This window comes from Gordonia sp. PS3, assembly GCF_041950545.1.
Lineage (GTDB): Bacteria > Actinomycetota > Actinomycetes > Mycobacteriales > Mycobacteriaceae > Gordonia > Gordonia sihwensis.
The window spans coordinates 389,661-411,931 of the sequence record NZ_CP169524.1 but is presented as its reverse complement, the minus strand read 5'-3'; the positions used below and the strand labels follow the sequence as shown (position 1 = coordinate 411,931).

The following is a 22,271-nucleotide window of genomic DNA, read 5'->3' as shown; positions in this document are numbered from 1 at the left end:
CGACTCGCTCCGCTCGCTCAACCAGCCTGAGAGGGCGCTCGCTCAACCAGCCTCAGGGAACCGCTCGCTCAACCAGCCTCAGGGAACCGCTTGCTCAACCAGCCTGAGAGGGCGCTCGCTCAACCGGCCTGAGAGGGTCCTCGCTCAACGAGCCGCGACTACCAGTCGGCCTCGTCGAAGACCACCATGCCGCGGATGTTGTGGCCCTCGAGCATGTCGTCGTAGGCCTTGTTGATCTCTTCGAGGCGGTAGGTCTGGGTGACGAGGTCGGCGAGGTTCAGCTTGCCCGCCCGGTACTCGTTGAGGAGCTTCGGCACCTGAGTGCGCGGGCCGGCGCCGCCGAAGATGGCCCCCTGCACCCGCTTCTGCATCAGCGTCAGATCGAAGAGGTTGAGTTTGACGTCCATCGCCTGGAAGTCGCCCATGCCGACCACCACGGTCTGGCCGCCCTTGGCGGTCATGGCCATCGCGGGCGCGATGTACTCGCCCTTGATCTCGCCGACGGTGAGGATGACCGTGTTCGCCATGGTTCCCCATGTCATCTCTCCGACCGCCGGGATCGCCTCCTCCATGCTCTCGAAGGTGTGCGTGGCGCCGAGCTTCTCGGCCATGTCTCGCTTGAACTTCACCGGGTCGACGGCGACGACGTGCCGGGCGCCGGCCGCACTGGCGCCCTGGACGGCGTTGATTCCGACTCCGCCGATGCCGACGACGACCACCGTGTCGCCGACCTTGGTTCCGCCGATCTCGGTGGCCGAACCCCAGCCCGTCGCGATGCCGCAGCCGAGGAGCGCGGCCTGCTGAAGCGGGATGTCGTCCTCGATCTTGACCAGTGACGCCTGATTGACGGTGATGTACGGAGAGAAGGTGCCGAGCAGACACATCTGGGTGAGGCCCTCACCGTTCATCGTCACCCGGTGGGTCTTGTCGGAGATCGCCTTGCCGGTGAGCAGGCCGGCTCCCTCGTCGCAGATGTTCTGCTGGCCCCGCGAACACGGTCCGCACACACCGCAGGCGGGGATGAAAGCGGTGACCACGTGGTCGCCCTCCGCGAAACGAGTGACGCCCTCTCCCACCTTCACGACGACGCCCGCACCCTCGTGGCCTCCGACCACCGGCATCGGCGCCGGACTCTGGCCGGTCCGCAGGTGATGGTCGGAGTGACACAGTCCCGAACTGACGAGCCGGACCTGGACTTCACCCGCGACGGGGTCGCCCAGCTCGACTTCTTCGATCTTCCAGTCCTCGTTGACACCGTGCAGAACCGCGGCCTTCGTCTTCATCGCGTCACGCTTTCTTCTCGACTGTGCCGCGCGTCACCTGCGCGCGGCTGACTCCATGGTGCGTCGGACTCGGTGCCGTCAGGCGAGATTGGGCGTTTCGGTGGTAACGACTGCGGATTCTTCCGCGATCTCCTGCGGGACGAGAGGTACTCGTCTGCGAACTGTCAGCGGCGACGCAGAGAATCGAGGCGATGAAGTTCAAGCGCGACCACCCCGTCATCGTCGGCGTGGTCTCCACTCTGCTCGCGGCGGCTGCGCTGCTCGGCGTTCTGCTGTGGCAAGCGGGGCCCGGCTCATCGCCGCACGGCGCACCGGCAGCGCACCGAAGCCACTCGACCATCACCCCGGCGGCGCATCGAGCCGTCGTCACGTCGGCCGAGCCCTTCCTCCAGCGCATCGCGTATCCGGCCGCGCACGCCGACCCCACTCAGAACTACGCCGACCTCTATCTGCCGACCGTCTCACCTGCCCACCCGAGGCTTCCGCTGGTGGTGCTGGTGCACGGAGGCGCCTGGGCGCGCGGTGTCGGTGCGCACAGCTTCGACCGTCTGGCACGCGACCTCACCGCCCGCGGCCTGGCCGTCTACAACGTGGAGTATCGGCGCCTGGGGAGCGGCGGCGGCTGGCCCGCCACGTTCACCGACGTCGCTGCCGCTCTCGACGATCTGCCCGCCGTGATCCGCGCGCATCCGCAGATCACCCTGCGGAACTCGGTGCTCGCCGGCCACAGCGCCGGCGCCCAACTCGCGGTGTGGTCCGCACTCCGCACTGCCGACGATCCCGGTCTCGGTCTCGGCCCTCCGCGCTGGCGGCCGTCGACGGTCATCAGCGTGTCCGGGCCGCTCGACATGGTGTTCTCCGCCACGCACGGCGACTCCCGTGTGATCCGCGCCCTCGGCGGACCGCCCAGCGCGGTCGCCGACCGCTACCGCGCCGTGGACCCGCTGGAACTGGCCGCTGATGGCGACGAGGCGTCCGCGCCCGAGATCGTAGCGGTGCACGGCACGGCCGACCGACTCGTGTCGGCGGTCAACTCCGAACGATTCGTCGCCGAGTACCTGCTGCACCGGGGGCACGGTCGACTGCAACTGCTGCCCGGTGCGACGCACACATCGATGTTCGAGGCGCATTCGGCGGCCTACCGTTCACTGATCGACTTGATCGCCGCAGAAGCGCTTCGTCCATGACCGCTGGCGCAGCCGGCCGCCGCCGCGCGTTGCGAATGGAAATCGCCGGGACGATCCCAGTAGCATCCGGCGTGTGAAGTCTGCTGGAACCGACGTTACGGCGGGACCGCCGACTCGACACAACGAAGACGCCGCCACCGGGAACACCTCCGGTTACCGGCCCGACCTCGACGGGTTGCGCGGCATCGCGATCTTCCTCGTCGCCGTCTTCCACGTCTGGTTCGGCCGCGTGTCCGGCGGCGTGGACGTCTTCCTGACGTTGTCCGGCTACTTCTTCGTCGCCTCGCTGCTCAAGCACGTGATCCGAACCCAGCCGGCCGATGTCTCCTGGCGCGCGGCGGTGGATCCGTGGCCCCGGCTGAGCCGGCTGCTGCGCCGCCTGCTTCCGGCGATGTTCCTGCTGCTCGCCTTCATCGCGGCAGGCGTCTGGTGGCTCATGCCGAGCACCCGCTGGGGTCCGCTCGGCGAGGAGATCATCGCCTCGGCCTTCTACTACCAGAACTATCACCTGGCCTTCCTCTCGCAGGACTACGGCGCCGCCGACTCCGCGATCAGCCCGATGCAGCATCTGTGGTCGATGTCGATGCAGGGCCAGTTCTTCGTTCTGACCCTCCTCACCGCGCTCGCCCTGGGCGGCCTCCTCAAACGGGGTGTCGCACGCTGGGAGGCACTGGCGCGCCCGAACGTGATCCGCGCGATCGTCGGGACGTCGCTGCTCGCGGTGACGCTCGTGTCCTTCGCGTGGGCCAACTACCGGCACGGGATCAACCAGCCGTTCAACTACTACGACACCGTGGCCCGCATGTGGGAGCCGCTGGCCGGCGGTCTGCTCGCCGTCTGGATGCCCAGGCTGCGCCTGACGAACTGGCTGCGCACGCTGCTGACGGTGTTCGCCGTTGCGATGATCGCCTCGTCCGGATTCTGGATCGCGGGCGTCCAGGAGTATCCGGCCGTCATGGCGCTGGTGCCGGTCGGATCGACGCTCCTGCTGATCTGGGTCGGTTCGTCGGCCACCGCGACGCGGGCGGTCCCCGGCAACGACCTGAGCCCCGGCGGCCTGGTCCTGGCCCACCCGTGGATCGTCTGGCTCGGTTCCATCGCGTACTCGCTGTACCTGATCCACTGGCCGCTGCTGATCTTCTACATGAACTGGCGATTCGTCGACGACGTGAACTTCGCCGAGGGCACCGCGATCCTGGTGGTCTCGGTGATTCTCGCCTGGTTGATGACGAAGTTCGTCGAGACGCCGCTGCGCGCGGGACGCGGCGGCGGCTTCTCGGCGGGCTACCGGCGCGGGCTCACCGCGATCCTCATCGTCGCCTCGGTCTTCGCCGTGGCGAGTGCCGGTTACTGGCAGCACCGCCAGAGTCAGATGATCGTCGACACCACCAATCTCGACCCCCGCGAGTATCCCGGTGCCCGAGCCCTCCTGGAGGGTGCGCCGAGTCCGGCCGTGCCGGTGGCGCCGTCGCCGGAGGCCGCCGCCGAGGACTGGCCGCTGAGCCACTGGGACCACTTCTCCAACTTCGGCGATCCCGCGATCAAGGTCGGCGTGTACGGCGATCCGCAGGGCGCGCACACCGTCGCCGTGGTCGGCGGCTCGCATTCCGAGCACTGGATGACCGCGCTCGACAAGATCGGCAAGAACCGCGGTTTCCGCGTCACGACGTACATGAAGGCGGGCTGCGCGCTCTCGACCGAGGCCGAGGTGGAACTCGACGGCCGCACCCTCACCGAATGCAACGAGTGGTCGCGGGCGGTGGTCGACAAGCTGGCCGTCGACCGGCCCGACGTCGTCTTCACCACCGCCACCCGGCCCGCCCCCACCGGGCAGAACGGCGACGTGGTGCCGCGCGGCTACGTCGACTACTTCAAGGAGTTCCGCGACCGCGGGCAGAAGGTGGTCGCCGTACGCGACACCCCATGGGCGCACGGACCGCTCTCACCTCCGGAGTGCATCGCTTCCGGCAAGCTTCCGCGTGTGTGCGGCGTGGAGCGGTCACGGGCGCTGTCGCCGGTGAACCCGGCCGACGCGCTGATCCCGGATTTCCCGAACATGACCTTCCTGGACTACAGCGACGGTTTCTGCAACGACACCTACTGCCCGGCTGTGGTCGGCAACATCCTGGTGTGGCACGACTACCACCACGTCTCCACCGCCTTCATGCGCAGCCTGGCGCCGTTCCTCGACCGTGACCTGCAGAAAGCCACCGGCTGGTGGTAGCGGGACCGACACCGGCCCGGCAGCGGGCACACAGTGAGTGCACAGGGTGGGCTGTTAGCGTGTCCGATTGATCCGCTCCCCCGCAACCGTGAGGTCACCCGATGTCGTCCACAGCTGTCCTCCCCGAGGCGGCTACCCCGACCGTTCCCGCCGTAGGCTCCGCGCCGCCGGCGCCGGCGCCGGCCAAACGCCCTTACCTGCATCACGTCGACCTGGTGCGCACGATGACGTTCGCCCTGGTCATCTTCGTGCACACGCTCACGTCGACGACCGCCGAGTTCACCAGCATGGGCACCAACGGGACCGCGCTGCTGTTCCACTCCACCCGGAACATCTTCTTCGCGCTCACCGGCTTCGTGCTCATGTACCAGTACCTCGACCGTCCCGACTTCCGCGCCACGTCGTTCTGGCGGCGCCGGATCAAGCTGGTCATCGTGCCCTACCTGGTGTGGTCGGTGCTGTACTGGACAATCGAGGGAATGTGGGCGAGCGGACGCCTCGGTGACGTCCCGGGCAGCCTGGACGAGTTGTTCGACCGCATCAAATGGGGGACGGCCGCCTACCACCTGTACTTCCTGTTCGTGATGCTGCAGGTGTACCTGTTGTTCCCGCTGATCCGCCGGCTGGTGGCGCGTACCCGCGGCCGGCACTGGTGGCTGCTCGGCGCGAGCGCGGCGCTCCAGATCACCGTCTTCAGTCTCATCTGCTACTGGACTCCGCCGACCGGGATGGCCGAGCTGTGGAGCCATCTGTACGCCACCGTGGTGCCCTACCAGCTGCTCATCATCCTCGGTGCGCTGGCCGCCGACCACCGGGAACGCATCGGGCAGTGGCTGCGAGGGCGCGGCGAACTGCTCGGCTGGCTCCTGCTGGGCACGGGTCTGCTCGCCGTCGGCGCCTACGTGCACCGGGTGCTGTTCTCCGGTGCGCCGATCAACGATCCGGGCAGTCCGTTCGAGCTCACCTTGCTCCCGTTCATCGTGGTCGCGGCCATCAGCGTGTACGCGACGGGACTGCACTGGGCCACGTTCCACCGTGAGCGGACGCCGATCATGGCGAAAGTGGTCGCCTACGCGTCCAACCGGTCGTTCCCGGTGTTCCTGGTACACGTGATGGTGCTGTTCTTCCTGCTGCGCCCGGTCACCGACGACGGCCAGAAGTGGCTCGTCGCCCACATCCCGCAGCCGCTCGCGACGTTGACGGTGTACGTCAGCACACTGGCGATCTCGCTCGCCGTCGTCGAAGTGCTGCGCCGACTCCCGGGGTCGCTGTACCTCACCGGACGCCCGCGGCTTCCGTTCCGGCCGACGATCTGACCCGCCGGACCGACCGTCGTCGGCGCGGCTCGGACTCAGTCGCGCAACCGGCACACCACGGCGGCAGCGTGGCCCGACCCGTTCGCGGTCACCAGCACCACCTCCGAGTGCCCGCCGGCGCGCGCGTCGATGAGCCCCTCGATCGGTGCGGCGGCGTGCGTCGACAGGCTCGTCGCCACGAACCGACGGCCGGCCGCGAGCCGGATGCCTCCGGGCGCCACGGCCACGATCGGCAGATCGTCGCCGACCGCGGTCAGCACCCGCTCGACTGCGGCATGCGTACCGTCCGAGTCGGCGCTCGACCGCAGAGCCGAACCGTTCCGGTCGCCGCGGCGGTGTCCTGGCTGCGGGGTGCCGGTGAGCACCGCGGCCGCTCCCGCGACCACCACCAGCACCGCGCCGTGCGTCTGCGCCAGCATCGACGATCCCACCGCGATCGACGACGGCACCCCGCAGCCGTCGTCGACCACATCGAGTGCGCGCACCGCAGGGGCTCCCCCGAGTCCCAGTTCGTCGCGCACCCGCTCGGCCGACCAGGTGTCGCCGGCCGGCGGCTTCACGTGGATCACCGCGACCACGTCGCGGACCTCGAGCCCCGCGTCGCCGAGCGCGGCGTGCGCCGGTCCGAGACGGCGGTCGTGCGACGCGCCGGTCGCGACCGCCAGACCCGAGACCCGGACCTGGCCGGCCGATGCGGCGGCCGCACTCGCGCCGCTGCGGGCGGGGTTGTCAGGCATGGACTCACGCTACGGCCGGCAACGGCGGCGATACGCCGTCCGAATGACCGCCGCAGCCCGCGGCTCAGCGGCGTGCGCGGACGGTGTCGATCACCGCGCGCGGCCGTGAGCCGAGCGCCTCGCGGAGCTGGTTGCGGACCAGGCTCAGCGGCGAGCAGCGGTCGCACGGCGCCACCACGCCCAGCGCGTCGACATCCCACGCGCGGCACAGCGTCACCGCGCGCGCCACGTGGAAGTTCTGCGTCACGATCATCGCGGAGCGGACGTCGTACATCGTCGCGGCCCGGCGGCATGTGGCGTTGGTGTTCACCCCGAGCGGATCGTCGACGATGCTCGTCGACGGCACTCCGTGGGCCTGGAGGTACGCGCGCATCACCCGTACCTCGTTGCCCGCGGAGTCGGCGTCGTTGCCGGATACGACGATGCGGTCCACGCGGCCGGACCGGTAGGCGTTCACCGCCACGTCGAGCCGCGGCCCGACGTAGTCGCCGACCTGCCCGTCGCGGACCTTGGCTCCGAGCACGATCATGGTGCGGGGCGCGTCGTCCGGGATCTCGGAGGCCTGCACCACTCGTCCCCGCGCGCCCACTGCCATCCACACCGACGCGATCGTGACGACCGCTTCGACAGCGATCACTGACAGCAGAATCACCGGAATCAGACGCCGGATCGCGGGGGAACGCAGGGGCACCGGTCCAACCTAGACGCAGCGCCGGCCACCCGGGCACACCGACCCGGTCCCGGGTCCCCCGGTCATCCCGACCGGAAGGCTGTCACAATCTCTCGCAAGCGGGACGCGCGGTCGCGCAGGGAGGGGAGACGCCGATGCAGTACATGCCGGTGACCGAGTCGATGTTCCTGATCGCCGAGACGCGAGATCAGCCGATGCACGTGGGCGGACTGCAACTGTTCGTACCCCGCGAAGGCCAGTCGGCCGAGGATCTGGCCGACGAGATATCCGAACGCTTCCACGCCGCGACCGACGTCTCGCCGATGTTCCTCAAGCGCCCGGCCACACCCGCCCAGATCGCCGGCTACACCGCGTGGACGCAGGACGACGAGGTCGACTTCGACTATCACATCAGACACATCGTTCTGCCCCGTCCGGGTGAGATCAAAGACCTGCTCCGCTACGTGTCGCTGAATCACGGCGCCCTCCTCGACCGCCGTCGCCCGATGTGGGAGATCCACATCATCGAGGGCTTGGCGGACGGCCGCGTGGCGCTCTACACGAAGGTCCATCATTCGATCGTCGACGGCGTCTCCGCCCTGCGCTTGCTGCAGCGCTCCCTCTCCACCGATCCCGACGACCGTTCCGGTACCGCCTTCTGGGATATGGAGCTGGTGCGTCGACGGCGCCGCCGGCGGCGGGAGCAACGGCCGCCGAAGGGCTCGTCGCGGTTGCTCGGTGCGGTGACGGGCGTGGCCGGAGCGATCGCCGACACCGCGGGCCAGGTGGTCGGCATGGCGCCGGCCGCCGCCCGGATCGCCGCCGCGGGCGTCTTCGACAAGGATTACGTGGCCCCGATGCAGATGGCGCCGTCGACGATCCTGAACCAGTCGATAGGCTCGGCGCGCCGCTTCGCCGCGCAGGACTGGCCGGTCACCAGGCTTCGCGCGGTGGCTCGGGCGCAGCAGATGACGCTCAACGACGTCATCCTCGCCATGTGCTCCGGAGCACTCCGCCGCTACCTGAGCGATCACGACGGCCTGCCCGACGAGTCACTGGTGGCGATGATGCCGGTGTCGCTGCACAGCGACGGAGACTCCGACGGGAACGCGGTCACCGCGATCACCGTGCGGTTGGCCACCGACATCGAGTCGCCCGCCGACCGGGTGGCTGCCATCAAGGCGTCCACCCACGGCGCCAAGAACGTGGTGCGCGGGCTCAAACCGCTGCAGGCTCTCGCCCTGGGCGCCGCGACCATCTGGCCGCTGGCCTTCGCGACGGTCCCCGGGTTCGTCGAGTACACACCGCGCGCGTTCAATCTGATCATCTCGAACGTTCCCGGACCGGAGGAGCCGCTGTACTGGAACGGCGCCCGGCTGGACGGCTCGTACCCGGTCTCCATTCCGATGGAGGGGCAGGCCATGAACATCACCGTCACGACGATCGGCGGCAAGGCCGGGTTCGGCGTCATCGGTGCGCGGGCCCAGCTGCCGAGCCTCCAGCGCATACTTGCCCACCTGGAGACGTCGCTGGCCGAGTTGGAGGCACTGCCTCCGGCACGGTGACCGGCAGCGCGAAGCCCGCCCCGCGGTGGCGGGGCGGGCTGTTGATCGCGCTACCGAGTCAGGTCAGTCCGCTGGTGATCAGTGCGACAGCCGATCCCGTCGCGAAGTACTCGGCGAGGCTCCGGCGGATTCTGCTCCAGCTGTTCATCATCGGACTGCTCCCTCCAACGCGGACGGTTTGCGACACCGTCATGCTAGTTCGCAGTGACGGTGATCACAGCCAATCGCCCGAATCGGTCACGCCGCGGGCGCCTCGGCGGCCGGCGCGGAATCCGCGGTGTCAGCGACGATCTCGTTCGCGGACGGCTCAGCGGCGGGCTCCGACGACTGATCGTCGGAGGGCTGCTCGGCCGCTGAATCCTGCGACGGCTCGGCGGCGGGCTCGTCGGTGACGGCCGGCGCCTCGGCGGTCGGCGCAGGCTCGGGCGCGGCGTCGACCGCCGGGGCGGGCTCGGTGGCCGAGGACTCCCCGGACGGTGCCGTGGTCTCAGCGGAGGTGTTCTCAGTCGCGTCCGAACCAACGGTCGTCTGCGCCGAGTCCGCTGCCGCGGAGGTGCTCGTCGCCTGCACATCGGCGACCCGTGCCGCGGTCGATGCGGTGGACGGCTCGGTCACGGGCGGGGTCGGAGCCGACTTCTTGGCGAACAGGTCGGTCTCGATCCGCGGCCCATGGTCGGTCATCACGATACGAATGAGGTCTTGCGAGAAGGTCGGGATCACATTGCCGGTGAGGATGCCGGTCACCGAGTCCGGGAAGGGCGCCGGAATGCCGAGCGCACCCACCATGTCGAGCAGGGTCGTCATCGGCGCCAGCGGAGAGCCGAGCGTCAGCGAGAACGGATTCTTGATCGAGTAGACCACCGGCCCGTCGCCCTGCTGCGACTTCTGGAAGATGAACGCCACGCTGGTGCACGACGAGTAGTTCTTTCCGGTCTCCCCGTCGGTGACCTGCGCCTTTCCATACAGCGCGGTGCATACCACCGAACTCTTGGTCGGGTCCGGCGCGTTCGCGATGCCGTCGAGGAAACCAGTCGCCACCGCGACGCCGCCGAGCGCCGTGGCGGTCGCGTTCTCGCCCAGCCCCATCGCGATCGCGACGCCGAGCGGGAGTGCCCGGACCGAGGTCTCCGACACTCCCGCTCCGATCGACAGCCCCAGGCCGCCGGTGGCCCGCGAATCGGAGACCGCGCCGAGGCTGCCGACCGAGATGGCGCCGGACAGGAAGGCGTCGGCCTGCGCGTTGGCGGTGCCGCCGACGGCGAGCGCCGACGCCAGACCGGTGCCCGCGATCGTCGCGGCGCCCGGGTACGAGGTGCCGAACAGCGGCGCCAGGCTGATGGCAGTGGCCGAATTCATATCGGCGAGGTTCAGGCCCAGATCGGGCAGCACCAGGCCGATCAGGCCGTCGCCGATCTTCGCGAGCACCGCGGGGTGGGCAGCCCCGCAGTCGACGGTGTCGCCGACGGGGCTGGGCGCGGTCTGCTGCCCCGGCGCACACTTGTACGAGGGGAAATCCGGAAGGCCGTTCGCGGCGTTCGCCGGCGCGGCGCCGACTCCGCCCGCGAGGAGTGCGGCCGACGCCGCGACCGCGGTGAGGCCCGTCGTCAGACGGGTGCGTCGCTGCCGACGGCTTCGAGATCGGGTATCCATCGAGGTCACCTGGGACTCTTCTCTAATCGAAGGGAATGGCTCACACAGGAGCCCGGCACCCCCGTCGCGCGGGGCTGCCGCCTCCCGCCGCCGGACTCGTACCGAACGGTAACTTTCGAGTGATAAGCACCACTTTCAACCGATCAGGTGACACAGAATCACGGCACGAATTCGGCGTGTCGACTCAGATTCGTGCGCCTCAGCACACTCCCGACACGGACTGGACCCTCTTATTACTCGCGAGTAACATACCGGTGAACGGTAACCGTGACGGCCGATCTGCAGGCGAAGTTAGGCAAACCTTGGCAGACCCGAGCAGGGTCGAACCTTTACGGTAACCAGGGAATAAAGGTTGACGCGGAGTGCTATGACCCGAGCGCTTTGACGTCTTGGTACGACCTGGACAGAAAGGCCGGTACTTCCAGTGACGACGACTACCGCCGTGATCGGAACCATCGCCGTATTACTCAGCCTCGTATGCTGGGCGCTCTTCCTTCGCGGCGTGGGCACGATGGTCCGATCCATCGCCCAGGGCCAGAAGGTGGAGCCCTCGCGGTTCGCCTACCCCGGGAAGCGTTTCGCGACGATGATGAAGGAATTCGTCGCGCACACCCGCATGGTCAAGTTCCGCACCGTCGGCTGGGCCCACTGGCTGGTGATGTTCGGCTTCCTGATCGGCTTCGTCTTCTGGTTCGAGGCGTACGGTCAGATCTTCGATCCCGAGTTCCACTGGCCCGTCATCGGCGCCTGGAACATCTACATCTTCGCCGACGAGGTCCTGGGTCTGGCCACCGTCATCGGCATCGTGGTGTTGATGGTCATCCGTCAGCTGAACCATCCCCGCGTCCCTGCCCGGCTGTCGCGCTTCTCGGGCTCGCGGTTCGGCGCCGCCTACTTCGTCGAGGCAGTGGTCCTGATCGAGGGTCTCGGCATGATCTTCGTGAAGACCTTCAAGATCTCGTCGGGCATCGAGAACCCGCCGGTCTGGACCTCGTTCTTCACGCACTACTTCGCCCAGCTCTTCGAGGGCAGCTCCGTCTACTGGGTCACCGCCGCGGCCGTCGTCAAGCTGATGAGCGGCATGGTCTGGCTCGCCGTCGTCGGCCTCAACATCGACTGGGGTGTGGCCTGGCACCGCTTCGCGGCCTTCTTCAACATCTACTTCAAGCGTGAGAGCGACGGCGGCGTCGCACTGGGTGCGGCCAAGCCGATGATGAGCCAGGGCAAGGTCCTGGACATGGAGACGGCCGACCCGGACGTGGACGCGTTCGGCGCGGGCAAGATCGAGGACTTCAGCTGGAAGGGCTGGCTGGACTTCACCACCTGCACCGAGTGCGGTCGCTGCCAGAGCCAGTGCCCGGCCTGGAACACCGGCAAGCCGCTGTCGCCGAAGCTGATGATCATGTCGCTGCGCGACCACGGCCAGGCCAAGGCGCCGTACCTGTTCGCCGGCGGCCGCAAGGACATGGGCGGCGACGAGGTCGGCATCGTCGACGCCGACGGCAACGTCGACGAGGCCCGCCTGAACAAGGTCCCCGCGGCCGCTCGCGCCGAGGCCGAGCGCAAGCTGGTCGGCGAGTCCGAGGGCACCACCGGTGCCGTCATCGACGCCGAGGCTCTGTGGAGCTGCACCACCTGCGGCGCCTGCGTGGAGCAGTGCCCGGTGGACATCGAGCACGTCGACCACTTCATCGACATGCGCCGGTACCAGGTCCTCATCGAGTCGGACTTCCCGTCCGAGCTCGCGGGCATGTTCAAGAACCTCGAGAACAAGGGCAACCCGTGGGGCCAGAACGCCTCGCAGCGCACTGCCTGGATCGACGAGATGGACATCCACATCCCGGTCTACGGCCAGGACGTCGACTCGTTCGAGGGCTACGAGTACCTCTTCTGGGTCGGTTGCGCAGGCGCCTACGAGGACCGCGCGAAGAAGACCACCAAGGCCGTTGCCGAACTGCTCGACATCGCGGCCGTCGACTTCATGGTGCTGGGCCAGGGCGAGACCTGCACGGGTGACTCCGCTCGTCGTGCGGGCAACGAGTTCCTGTTCCAGATGCTGGCACAGCAGAACATCGACACCTTCGACGAGGTGTTCGCGACCGCGCCCGAGCAGCGCAAGAAGATCGTGGTGACCTGTGCGCACTGCTTCAACGCCATCGGCAACGAGTACCCGCAGGTGGGCGGCAAGTACGAGGTGGTCCACCACACCCAGCTGCTGAACCGGCTGGTGCGTGAGAAGCGTCTGGTGCCGGTCGCCGCACCGGCGGGCGAGCAGGTCACGTACCACGATCCCTGCTACCTGGGCCGCCACAACAAGGTCTACGACGCTCCGCGCGAACTGATGGAGTCCTCGGGCTCCACGCTCACCGAGATGCCTCGCCACGGCGAACGCTCCATGTGCTGTGGCGCCGGCGGCGCCCGGATGTGGATGGAGGAGCAGATCGGCAAGCGCATCAACGTCGACCGCGTCGACGAGGCGCTCAGCACGCTGAACTCCCGGCCGACCGACGCGGACGGCAACAAGCAGGTCCGCAAGATCGCGACCGGCTGCCCGTTCTGCCGCGTGATGCTCACCGACGGCGTGACCGCTCAGACCTCGGGCACCGAGGACGAGGGGCAGGTCGAGGTCGTGGACGTCAGCCAGCTGATCCTGGAGGGCGTCAAGCGCGGCCGTCCGGAGGTCAAGCGCGGCGGCAACTTCCTCGGGCCGATTCAGACCGAGCGCGCCCCCGAGCCCGAGCCCGAGCCGGTCGCTGCTGCGGCGAAGCCCGCAGCTCCGGCCGCCACCGCGGCTCCGACCGAAGCGAAGCCCGCGGTGGGTCTTGCGCCGAAGAGCGGCGGGCTCAAGAAGCCGGGCGGACTCAAGAAGCCCGGCGGCGCCCCCAAGCCCGGCGGTGCCCCCAAGCCCGGCGGTGCCACGGCCCCGGCCGAACCGGCGGCCGAGACCACCCAGGCAGCTCCCGCCAAGGGACTGGCCATGGGCGGCGGGCTGAAGAAGCCGGGCGGACTCAAGAAGCCCGGCGGCGCTCCCAAGCCGGGCGCGGCCAAGCCCGCGGCAGCGGCATCGGCGGCACCCGCGACCGACGACGCTGCGACCGAGTCAGCGGCAACCGAGTCAGCGACGAGCGGGGCAGCGGCGCCGGTCGAGACCACGGCCACCGAGGGCAAGGCCAAGGGCTTCGGCATGGCCGGCGGGCTCAAAAAGCCCGGAGCCAAGAAGCCGGGCGCGGCCAAGCCCGCAGCCGCAGCACCGGCCGAGCCGACGGCTCGCGCGGCGACCGAGTCGGCTGCGACCGAGCCGGCCGACGAAGCCCCGGCCGATGCAACCAGCGCCGACACCGGCACGGCGGCCCCCGCTGCCGCTGCCACCACGTCGGGCACAGAGGGCAAGGCCAAGGGGTTCGGCATGGCCGCAGGCCTGAAGAAGCCGGGCGCCAAGAAGCCCGGCGCCCCGAAGGCTGCAGCGACGGCGGCGGAGCCCTCGGCCCCCGCGGAGACCGCACCCGCACCGGAGCCTGCTGCGCCGGAAGAGCCCGCCGCGCCGGCGGCCGGCGAGACCGCCGCTCAGACCGACGAGCCCGCCGAGGCTCCGGCTCCGGCGGCCGGCTCGTCCGACAGCCGGACGATCACCGAGACCGGTGCGTCGAAGGCCAAGGGCTTCGGTCTGGCCGCCGGGAAGAAGCGCCCCGGCAAGTAATTCCGGCAGGGAGTCGCCGAGGCGACGACCGCAGAACGATGGCGGCATCGGCCACCCCGAGGGGTGCCGACGCCGCCATCGTCGTCTGTGCGGTCTCGCCGCGGGCCCGTGCGGGCCGTCGGTTCAGCTGGAGGTTCCCGGCGTCGTGGTCGCCGATCCCGACTGGCCCGGCGTCTGCTGCCCGGGAGTCTGGTTCTGATCGGGGGTCTGGTTCTGCTGCCCCGGCGTCTGGCCGTCGCCGTTAGCCGATCCCGGCGGCCTCATGCGCCACCGCTGACCACCGAGACCGTTGCGCTCCTGCCCCATGAATCCGCGCATGGTCGCGCCGCGCTCGTATCGCGCCTCGTTCTGCCTGTGGTGGCCGCCGGTGTGGTCACCCGTGACGTAGCCGGCACCGAAGGCGAGTCCCAGACACGCGATGGCTCCGACAACCGCTCCCCCGACGAGCCACTTGCGCCGCACCTCGACGGTCTGCGGGCCGGTGGATGCCGGAGCCGCGACCAGAGGCGGCCGGTGATGGGCCGCCCCGGGCTGTCCCGGCGCGGCCGCCGGGTCGGCGGGCGGCGTTCCGGCGACCGGTGCGATCGGCTCGGTCGGGGCCGTGGTGCTCGTGGGGTCCGGTCCGGCCTGCGGGTCGGGCTGGTGCTCGGATTGGGGCTCGGTCTGCCCGCCGGGGGCCTCCGAGTCGTCGTGCTGGGTTCGGTTGGGGTCAGTCATCCTGGTCGATCCTCGTCTCCGGTGGCGACGCAGTCGTCGCCGTCGACCATCGAGGGAACCCGCCGAATCTGTGAGGTCGCTGGGACGCCCGTACCGGTTCGCTTCGGGTTCGGCGAGGCGCGGCCCGCACCGATACCGCCCTCACCCGCACGGCGCTCAGCCGGCGAAGCTCACCTGATAGATCACTGTCGAGGCCCCGGCCGATGCCGTCGACGACAGTCCCACGTTGACCCACAGTTGCCTGCCGTCGACGTCCTTGCTCAGCAGCACCGACTTCGACTGGGGGTCGTCGACCCGGGAGGACTCCGCGAAACCGGCATCGGTGAGCTTCGTGACCGCGTTGGTCAACGGGTTGCCGTCGGAGGCGTGCGCTTGCACCGTGACCTGCCACTGGGGCGATTCGCCCGATGCGGTGAGCACCGCTCCGTCGACCATCGGCACGTCTGATTCGGGGAAGTCGGACGGCAGCGCGACACCCGGCCGCGACGGCTCGTCATCGGAACCGCATGCGACGAACAGCGCACCCGCACACACCATGATCAGCGCTGCTGCCAGCAGTCTGCGAAAATCCTTCATATCGAAAACGGTAAGGTAGACCTCAAGTTCTCGTCACCACGACACCCCGCCCGCCCGTCCTCGACACAAGTCGGAGTGCCATTTTGATCCTGGTATTGATCGCCCTGGCCGTCAGTGCGCTCATTTCACCACCGATCATCAAGACTCTCGGCTCCCGCGGTTTCTACGTCCTGGCGCTCGCTCCGGCGGCCGGGCTGGCATGGGTGGTCGCCAACTGGCCGGCCCCGGGCGCACCGCCCCGCGTGGAGACGATCGAGTGGATCCCCAGCCTGCAGATGGACATCGTGCTGCGGTTCGACACTCTGTCGGCCGTCATGTCGGTGCTGATCCTGGGCGTCGGCGCACTGGTGCTGATCTACTGCGCCAACTACTTCCAGCAGATGCGCCGGAGAGTCGCGGTCTTCGGCGGCGAACTCGTGGCCTTCGCAGGCGCGATGTTCGGCCTCGTCGTCAGCGACAACACGCTGGTCATGTACGTGTTCTGGGAGGCGACGACGGTCCTGTCGTTCATGCTCGTCGGATTCAACACGGTTCGCGCCACCTCGCGCCGCGCCGCGACCCAGGCCCTGCTGGTCACCACCTTCGGCGGGCTGGCGATGCTCGTCGGCATCATCATGCTGGGCGAGCGGACCGGAAGCTACCTGCTGTCGGACCTCGTCGCCCATCCGCCGGCCGGCAGCGTCTACATCGACGTCGCCGTGATCCTGGTGCTGATCGGCGCCCTCTCGAAGTCGGCCATCGTCCCGTTCCACTTCTGGCTTCCCGGCGCGATGGCCGCTCCCACCCCGGTCAGCGCGTACCTGCACGCCGCGGCCATGGTGAAGGCGGGCGTGTACCTCGTGGCGCGGCTCGCACCGGCCTTCGCACCCCTTCTGAGCTGGCAGATACCGGTCATCGGACTCGGTCTGCTCACGATGGTGCTCGGCGGATGGCGATCGTTGCGCGAACTGGACCTCAAACTCGTCCTCGCCTTCGGCACGGTGTCGCAGCTCGGTTTCATCACGGTGCTGGTGGGTGTGGGCGACGCCAACGTCGCCATGGCCGGCCTGGCCATGGTGGTGGCGCACGCGATGTTCAAAGCGTGCCTGTTCATGGTGGTCGGCATCATCGACAAGTCCACCGGAACCCGCGACATCCGCAAGCTCGCACGCCTCGGCGCACGACTGCCCGGGCTCGCCGCGGTCGCCGCGGTGGCCGGCGCCAGCATGGCCGGCCTGCCGTTCACCTTCGGCTTCGTCGGCAAGGAGACCGCCTTCGGCAGCGTCTGGGACACCGGCGCGCTCTCCCCGATGCAGCGGCACGCAGTCGACGTGGTGCTGCTGGTGGGTTCGGTCATCACGTTCGCGTACACCACGCGCTTCCTGTGGGGCGCGTTCGGACGCAAGGTCCGCCGCCTGCCGACCAGGGCCGTCGCACAGCTCGACCAGCCCGCCGTCATGTTCCTCGTCCCTCCCGCACTGCTGTCGGCGGCCGGCGTGGTCGCGGCGTTCGCGTCGGGATGGATCGGCTCGCTGTTCGAGCCCTATGCGCAGTCGCTGCCCGCCTACGGCGAGGAGATCGAGCATCTCGCGCAGTGGCACGGCTTCGGTCTCCCGGTCGTCTTCTCGATCATCGTCGTCGCCGGCGGCGCCGGCCTGTTCCTGTTCCTGCGTGCGCGCCGCGCGCACGTCTTCGTTCATCCGCCGCGGCTCAACGCCGACCGGATCTACGACGGCGCGCTGCGCACCGCCGACACCGTCTCCCTCTGGGTCACCCGCAACACCCAACGCGGTTCACTGCCCATCACCCAGGGCGTGATCCTCTCGACCGCGGTGATCCTGCCCGTCAGCGTGTTGTTCCTGGGACGCAGGCAGTCGCTGCACCTGGCGGGATTCGACACCGTCGAAGAGATCGTCATCGGCTTCGTGATGGTCGCCGCGGCGATCGCGACGGCCGTGCTGCGCAACCGCCTCGCCGGCCTGCTGACCCTCGGCATCACCGGATACGGCTGCGGCGCCCTGTTCGCCATGTACGGCGCCCCGGATCTCGCACTGACCCAGTTTCTGGTGGAGAGCCTGACACTGGTCGTGTTCGTGCTGGTCCTGCGCAAACTTCCGTCGGAGGCGACCCCGAAGCTGCGCACCGGTCATCGCCCCATCCGCATCGCGATCTCCGTCGCCTTCGGTGCGATGCTGGTGGTGATCGGGCTGTTCGCCGCAGCGGCACGGTCCACCGAGCCACTGCACGTCTACCTCGGCGACGCCGCGTACGAGTTCGGTCACGGAGCCAACGCGGTCAACGTCCTGCTCGTCGACATCCGCGCCTGGGACACCCTCGGCGAGATCTCCGTCCTGATCGTCGCGGCGACCGGAGTGGCCTCGATGGTGTTCCGGAGCCGCCGGTTCGGCGCCGTCCCCCGGGTCACCGACTCGGCACTCGCTCAGCGCCGCAACGGGGACGACGCCGCACACGGGCGCACCACGTGGCTGCGCGGCAGCGAGATGCGTGATCCGGCGCAGCGGTCGCTGATCCTCGAGGCCACCACGCGGCTCGTCTTCCCGACCCTGGTGGTGCTCTCGGTCTACTTCTTCTTCGCCGGACACAACGCACCGGGAGGCGGGTTCGCCGGCGGTCTGGTGATGGGCCTGGCCCTGGTGCTCCGCTACCTCGCGGGCGGACGCTACGAACTCGGCGAGGCGATGAGAGTGGAGGCAGGCACCATCCTCGGCGCCGGGCTCGCGGTCTCGGCGACCACCGCGGCGGTGTCCCTGGCGCTCGGTGCTCCGGCGCTCTCGTCCGCCGTCATCGATCTGAGCCTGCCGGTCTTCGGCGAGTTCCACATCGTCACCGCCCTGTTCTTCGACCTCGGCATCTACCTGATCGTGGTGGGGCTGGTCCTGGACATCCTCCGGAGCCTCGGCGCCCGGCTCGACGTGGCCGACGCCCCGCCGGAGCCCGCCGAACCGGCCGCTCCCGAGCCCGAGGAGGTGAGGTGATGTCGGTGAACCTGGGCCTGTTGATCGTGGCCGGAGCCATGGCCGCCGCGGGCGTCTACCTGCTGACCGAGCGCAGCCTCATCCGCATGCTGTTCGGCCTGCTGCTGGCGGGCAACGCGTTGAATCTGATGATCCTCGTCCTCGCCGGTCCGCCCGGCCATCCGCCGATCCGCGGGCGCGAATCCGACGGGGCGAGCTTCGACACCGACCCGCTGGCGCAGGGAATGATCCTGACCGCGATCGTCATCACCTTGGGCATCGCGGCCTTCGTCCTGGCCGTCACCTACCGGCTCTTCAAGATCAATCAGGCCGCCGAGGAGGAGAAGCTGCCGCCGGGCGCGGAGGCAGCGACCGACGACGAACTCGGCGACGACGAGGAAGACATCAAGATCCTCACGGGAACACCCGAGTCCCAGCCCGATCGCGATCTCAGCGACGATCCGGCCACCGGCGCCGACACCGTCGCCGGCGACCTGTTCGACAAGTACGGCAACCCGCTGACGCCGGAGGAGTTCATCGCGGCGCACATCAACGTCCACGAGCCGGACCTGATGCCCGAGGACGCCGAGGTCCTGGAGTACCTGCCTTACGACGGCGACGAGATGCCGCGGGACGCGGACGAACCGAACGACGACGGGCACGCGAAGGGGGCACGATGACGCCGCAGACGTCCTGGATCCCGGTCCTCATCGTGCTGCCGACGATGGTTCCGCTGCTGGCGGCCGCCGTGACGCTGCTGGCCGGCCGGAGCCCCACCATCCAGCGCGCGGTCTCGGTGTCCGCCATCGGCGTCGCGCTGATCGCGTCCGGCCTGATGCTCTACCTCACCAGCGCACACGGGACCTTCGCGGTCAACGTCGGCGGCTGGGACGGCCGCGGCATCGCGGGTACGCCGCTCGGCATCACCTTGGTGGTCGACCGCCTCGCGGCACTGATGCTGGTCATCTCGCTGACCGTGCTGCTGTGCGTCGTGGTCTACGCGATCGGGCAGGGCATCAGGGACGGAACCACCGAGCAGCCGGTGTCGATCTTCCTGCCGACCTATCTCATCCTGACCGCGGGCGTCTGCAATTCGTTCCTCGCGGGCGACCTGTTCAACCTGTACGTCTCGTTCGAGGTGCTCCTCGCGGCGAGCTTCGTCCTGCTCACCCTGGGCGCCAGCGCCGAGCGCGTGCGAGCCGGCGCGTCGTACATCATGGTGTCGATGGTGTCGTCGCTGATCTTCCTGGCCGGCATCGCCTTCGCCTATGCGACCACCGGAACCCTCAATCTCGCCGAGATGGCCGTCCGGCTCGACGACGTGCCCGACGGCACCCGCAACGCGCTGTACGCGGTCCTGCTGGTGGCCTTCGGCATCAAAGCGGCCGTGTTCCCCCTCTCGACGTGGCTTCCCGACTCCTATCCGACCGCTCCGGCCCCGGTGACCGCGGTGTTCGCGGGTCTGCTGACGAAGGTCGGCGTGTACGCGCTGATCCGCACGCACACCCTGCTGTTCCCCGGCGGATCGATGGACAACGTGCTCATGATCGCGGGACTGCTGACCATGCTCGTCGGCATCTTCGGCGCCATAGCGCAGTCGGACATCAAGCGACTGCTGTCGTTCACGCTGGTGAGCCACATCGGCTACATGGTGTTCGGCATCGCCGTCGGTTCCGAGCTGTCCACCTCGGCGGCGATCTTCTACGTCGCCCACCACATCCTCGTGCAGACCACGCTGTTCCTGGTGGTGGGACTGATCGAACGGCAGGCGGGGTCGGCGTCGCTGCGGCGCCTCGGCGGACTCATCGCGAGTCCGCTGCTGGCCGGGCTGTTCATGATCCCGGCGCTGAATCTCGGCGGCATTCCACCGTTCTCGGGATTCATCGGCAAGGTCGCGCTGCTGGAGGCCGGTGCCCAGGACGGATCGGTGCTGGCGTGGGTGCTGGTCGCCGGGTCGGTCGTCACCAGCCTGCTCACCCTGTACGTGATGGCCCGTATCTGGACCAAGGCGTTCTGGCGGGCCCGCGCCGACGCGCCCGACGGCGCCATGGCGTCGAGCACCGCGTCCGCGCTCATCGAAGAGGGCACCGACGTCCTGCTCGAGGAACGCGAGGACGTGGGCCGGATGCCGGTGGCCATGGTGCTGCCCACGATGGCGATGGTGGCCGCCGGTCTGGCGCTGACGCTGTGGGGCGGGCCCATCTTCCACTTCACCGACGACGCCGCACACGGCGTCCTCGACCGCAGCGAGTACATCTCGACGGTTCTGCACGGGCCCGACCCCGCGCACGCCACCGACGGAGGCCGGCCATGAGCAACACGCCGTTCCCAGACAAGCCGCACGCGAAACCCGTCGGAAAGCGCCCGGTGGCCGCATTCTTCGGCAACCTGTGGCGGGTCACCCTGGTGCACCTGGCCTGGCCCGCGGTCCGGACCTACGTCTGGCTGAACGAGAACCTGCACGCACCGGCCTGGGCCGGCGGCTCGCTGCGCGAGTTCGGCCTGCGACTGTGGGGCTTCGCCTGGCTCACCTTCGTCTGGGTGCTTCTCTGGGGCGACGTCACCTGGGCCAACATCGTGGTCGGCGCGTTGATCGCCCTGCTGGTGATGGTCCTGCTGCCGCTGCCGCGGGTGCCGGTGGAGGGTCGGTTTCACCCGCTCTCGGCGCTCAAGCTCGTCGGCACGATGATCTACAACTTCTTCCTCTCCAGCGCTCAGGTGGCGTGGGCCGCGGTGAAGCCGGGCGATCCGCCGCTCGGTGCGGTGGTCCGCGTGCACATGGCCATCAAATCCGACCTCACGCTCACGCTGGCCGTCGACTACATCAACCTGGTGCCCGGCACCATGGTGGTCGAGATCGATCAAGACCAGCGGATGCTGTACATCCACGTCTTCGACGTGCGCAAACAGAAGTACATCGACGAGTTCCTGAAGCAGATGGCCTACGTGGAGCGACAGTTCATCAAGACCTTCGAGCGCGACGACGAGTGGCATCCGAGTCCGTTCCACGGAATCGACGACGATTACCATCACGTCCCGTTCGCCGACCGCCGTCGGGTGGTCGAGCAGGAGCGCTCACGGAAGGAGAAGGCATGACCGTCGTCTGGATCATCAGTGCCGCGATGCTGCTCACCGCCGTGCTCCTGACCGTCTATCGCACGCTTCGCGGGCCCTCGACCCTCGATCGGCTCGTCGGCGTGGACGCGCTGGTCGCCATCGCGATCTCCGGTCTGTCGGTGTGGGTGGCCTACACCACCGACACCACCGTGGTCCCGGGCATCGTGGCGCTGAGCCTGGTGGGTTTCATCGGGTCGATCGCCGTGGCCCGTTTCCGAGTGAGGGACGACCAGTGATCCTCGACGTCGTGGCCGCGGCGCTGATCCTGCTCGGCTCTCTGCTGGCCCTCACCGCCGCCATCGGGATCGTCCGATTCCCCGACACGCTGAGCCGGATGCACGCCGCGACCAAGCCTCAGACGTTCGGCATGATCCTGGTGCTCGCGGGCACCTTCATCAGGCTCGACAGCCACCCGGACGGCGGAATGCTGGTCCTGACCGGCTTGTTCGCACTCATCACCGCGCCGGTGGTCGCCCAGCGCGTCGGCCGCCTCGTGTATCGCGAGCAGGCCCTGGGGGAGGACGTTCTGGACGAGGACGAACTGTCCTCGCGAAACGGCGGGTAGCGCCACCGCGGTC

17 protein-coding genes are annotated in these 22,271 nt (G+C 68.9%); 11 read left to right on the top strand and 6 right to left on the bottom strand.

What is annotated here, in order from left to right; genetic code table 11:
* Window positions 1-158 precede the first annotated feature (158 nt).
* On the bottom strand, window positions 159-1,283 hold the full coding sequence (locus ACE11G_RS01915; protein WP_006898017.1) for an NDMA-dependent alcohol dehydrogenase: 1,125 nt from the start codon (window positions 1,281-1,283) through the stop codon (window positions 159-161).
* Between the two features lie 191 nt (window positions 1,284-1,474).
* Between ACE11G_RS01915 and ACE11G_RS01910 the strand changes: the two genes are divergently transcribed.
* The 3 genes from ACE11G_RS01910 to ACE11G_RS01900 all read left to right on the top strand — a co-directional run bounded on the left by ACE11G_RS01910 (window position 1,475) and on the right by ACE11G_RS01900 (window position 6,010).
* On the top strand, window positions 1,475-2,470 hold the full coding sequence (locus tag ACE11G_RS01910) for an alpha/beta hydrolase family protein (RefSeq protein ID WP_375003474.1): 996 nt from the start codon (window positions 1,475-1,477) through the stop codon (window positions 2,468-2,470).
* 73 nt (window positions 2,471-2,543) lie between these two features.
* Entirely contained in the window at window positions 2,544-4,694 is a 2,151-nt protein-coding gene (locus tag ACE11G_RS01905; RefSeq protein WP_375003472.1) for an acyltransferase family protein, read from the top strand.
* Window positions 4,695-4,795: 101 nt separating this feature from the next.
* Complete coding sequence (locus ACE11G_RS01900) at window positions 4,796-6,010, top strand: acyltransferase (RefSeq protein WP_375003470.1); 1,215 nt, start codon at window positions 4,796-4,798, stop codon at window positions 6,008-6,010.
* A gap of 35 nt (window positions 6,011-6,045) precedes the next feature.
* Here ACE11G_RS01900 and ACE11G_RS01895 read toward each other — a convergent pair whose 3' ends face one another.
* Together ACE11G_RS01895 and ACE11G_RS01890 are read right to left on the bottom strand one after the other, a co-directional pair.
* A complete protein-coding gene (locus ACE11G_RS01895; protein ID WP_375003468.1) occupies window positions 6,046-6,747 on the bottom strand; it encodes a hypothetical protein in 702 nt (233 codons plus the stop codon).
* A 64-nt stretch (window positions 6,748-6,811) separates the two neighbouring features.
* Window positions 6,812-7,438 carry a vancomycin high temperature exclusion protein gene (locus ACE11G_RS01890; protein ID WP_278125206.1) on the bottom strand — a complete coding sequence of 209 codons (627 nt, stop codon included), beginning with the start codon at window positions 7,436-7,438 and terminating at the stop codon, window positions 6,812-6,814.
* 134 nt (window positions 7,439-7,572) lie between these two features.
* Between ACE11G_RS01890 and ACE11G_RS01885 the strand changes: the two genes are divergently transcribed.
* Complete coding sequence (locus ACE11G_RS01885) at window positions 7,573-8,982, top strand: wax ester/triacylglycerol synthase family O-acyltransferase (protein WP_278125208.1); 1,410 nt, start codon at window positions 7,573-7,575, stop codon at window positions 8,980-8,982.
* 237 nt (window positions 8,983-9,219) lie between these two features.
* On the opposite strand, the gene ACE11G_RS01880 is transcribed toward ACE11G_RS01885, so the two are convergent.
* Window positions 9,220-10,632, bottom strand: coding sequence for a hypothetical protein (locus ACE11G_RS01880; RefSeq protein ID WP_346076807.1), 1,413 nt, complete (start codon window positions 10,630-10,632; stop codon window positions 9,220-9,222).
* Between the two features lie 424 nt (window positions 10,633-11,056).
* Here ACE11G_RS01880 and ACE11G_RS01875 point away from each other — a divergent pair, with 424 nt between their 5' ends.
* A complete protein-coding gene (locus ACE11G_RS01875) occupies window positions 11,057-14,329 on the top strand; it encodes a (Fe-S)-binding protein (protein WP_375003465.1) in 3,273 nt (1,090 codons plus the stop codon).
* Window positions 14,330-14,452: 123 nt separating this feature from the next.
* Here ACE11G_RS01875 and ACE11G_RS01870 read toward each other — a convergent pair whose 3' ends face one another.
* Together ACE11G_RS01870 and ACE11G_RS01865 are read right to left on the bottom strand one after the other, a co-directional pair.
* Complete coding sequence (locus ACE11G_RS01870; RefSeq protein WP_375003463.1) at window positions 14,453-15,046, bottom strand: hypothetical protein; 594 nt, start codon at window positions 15,044-15,046, stop codon at window positions 14,453-14,455.
* Window positions 15,047-15,202: 156 nt separating this feature from the next.
* Window positions 15,203-15,622 (bottom strand): hypothetical protein, encoded by a 420-nt coding sequence (locus ACE11G_RS01865; protein WP_006898007.1) that lies wholly within the window; start codon window positions 15,620-15,622, stop codon window positions 15,203-15,205.
* Window positions 15,623-15,705: 83 nt separating this feature from the next.
* Here ACE11G_RS01865 and ACE11G_RS01860 point away from each other — a divergent pair, with 83 nt between their 5' ends.
* From ACE11G_RS01860 to mnhG, 6 genes are read left to right on the top strand one after another with little or no spacing between them, the layout of a single operon-like run.
* Window positions 15,706-18,597, top strand: coding sequence for a Na+/H+ antiporter subunit A (locus ACE11G_RS01860; RefSeq protein ID WP_006898006.1), 2,892 nt, complete (start codon window positions 15,706-15,708; stop codon window positions 18,595-18,597).
* The gene (locus tag ACE11G_RS01855; protein ID WP_006898005.1) at window positions 18,597-19,256 is read left to right on the top strand and encodes a Na(+)/H(+) antiporter subunit C; all 660 of its coding nucleotides are present in this window, start codon (window positions 18,597-18,599) and stop codon (window positions 19,254-19,256) included. Before ACE11G_RS01860 ends, ACE11G_RS01855 begins: the two co-directional genes overlap by 1 nt.
* Window positions 19,253-20,890 (top strand): Na+/H+ antiporter subunit D, encoded by a 1,638-nt coding sequence (locus ACE11G_RS01850; RefSeq protein ID WP_006898004.1) that lies wholly within the window; start codon window positions 19,253-19,255, stop codon window positions 20,888-20,890. The genes ACE11G_RS01855 and ACE11G_RS01850 overlap by 4 nt, the downstream gene beginning before the upstream one ends.
* Complete coding sequence (locus tag ACE11G_RS01845; RefSeq protein WP_006898003.1) at window positions 20,887-21,672, top strand: Na+/H+ antiporter subunit E; 786 nt, start codon at window positions 20,887-20,889, stop codon at window positions 21,670-21,672. Before ACE11G_RS01850 ends, ACE11G_RS01845 begins: the two co-directional genes overlap by 4 nt.
* Window positions 21,669-21,929 carry a monovalent cation/H+ antiporter complex subunit F gene (locus tag ACE11G_RS01840; RefSeq protein ID WP_006898002.1) on the top strand — a complete coding sequence of 87 codons (261 nt, stop codon included), beginning with the start codon at window positions 21,669-21,671 and terminating at the stop codon, window positions 21,927-21,929. Before ACE11G_RS01845 ends, ACE11G_RS01840 begins: the two co-directional genes overlap by 4 nt.
* Window positions 21,926-22,258, top strand: coding sequence for a monovalent cation/H(+) antiporter subunit G (gene mnhG / locus ACE11G_RS01835; protein WP_006898001.1), 333 nt, complete (start codon window positions 21,926-21,928; stop codon window positions 22,256-22,258). Before ACE11G_RS01840 ends, mnhG begins: the two co-directional genes overlap by 4 nt.
* Window positions 22,259-22,271 lie beyond the last annotated feature (13 nt).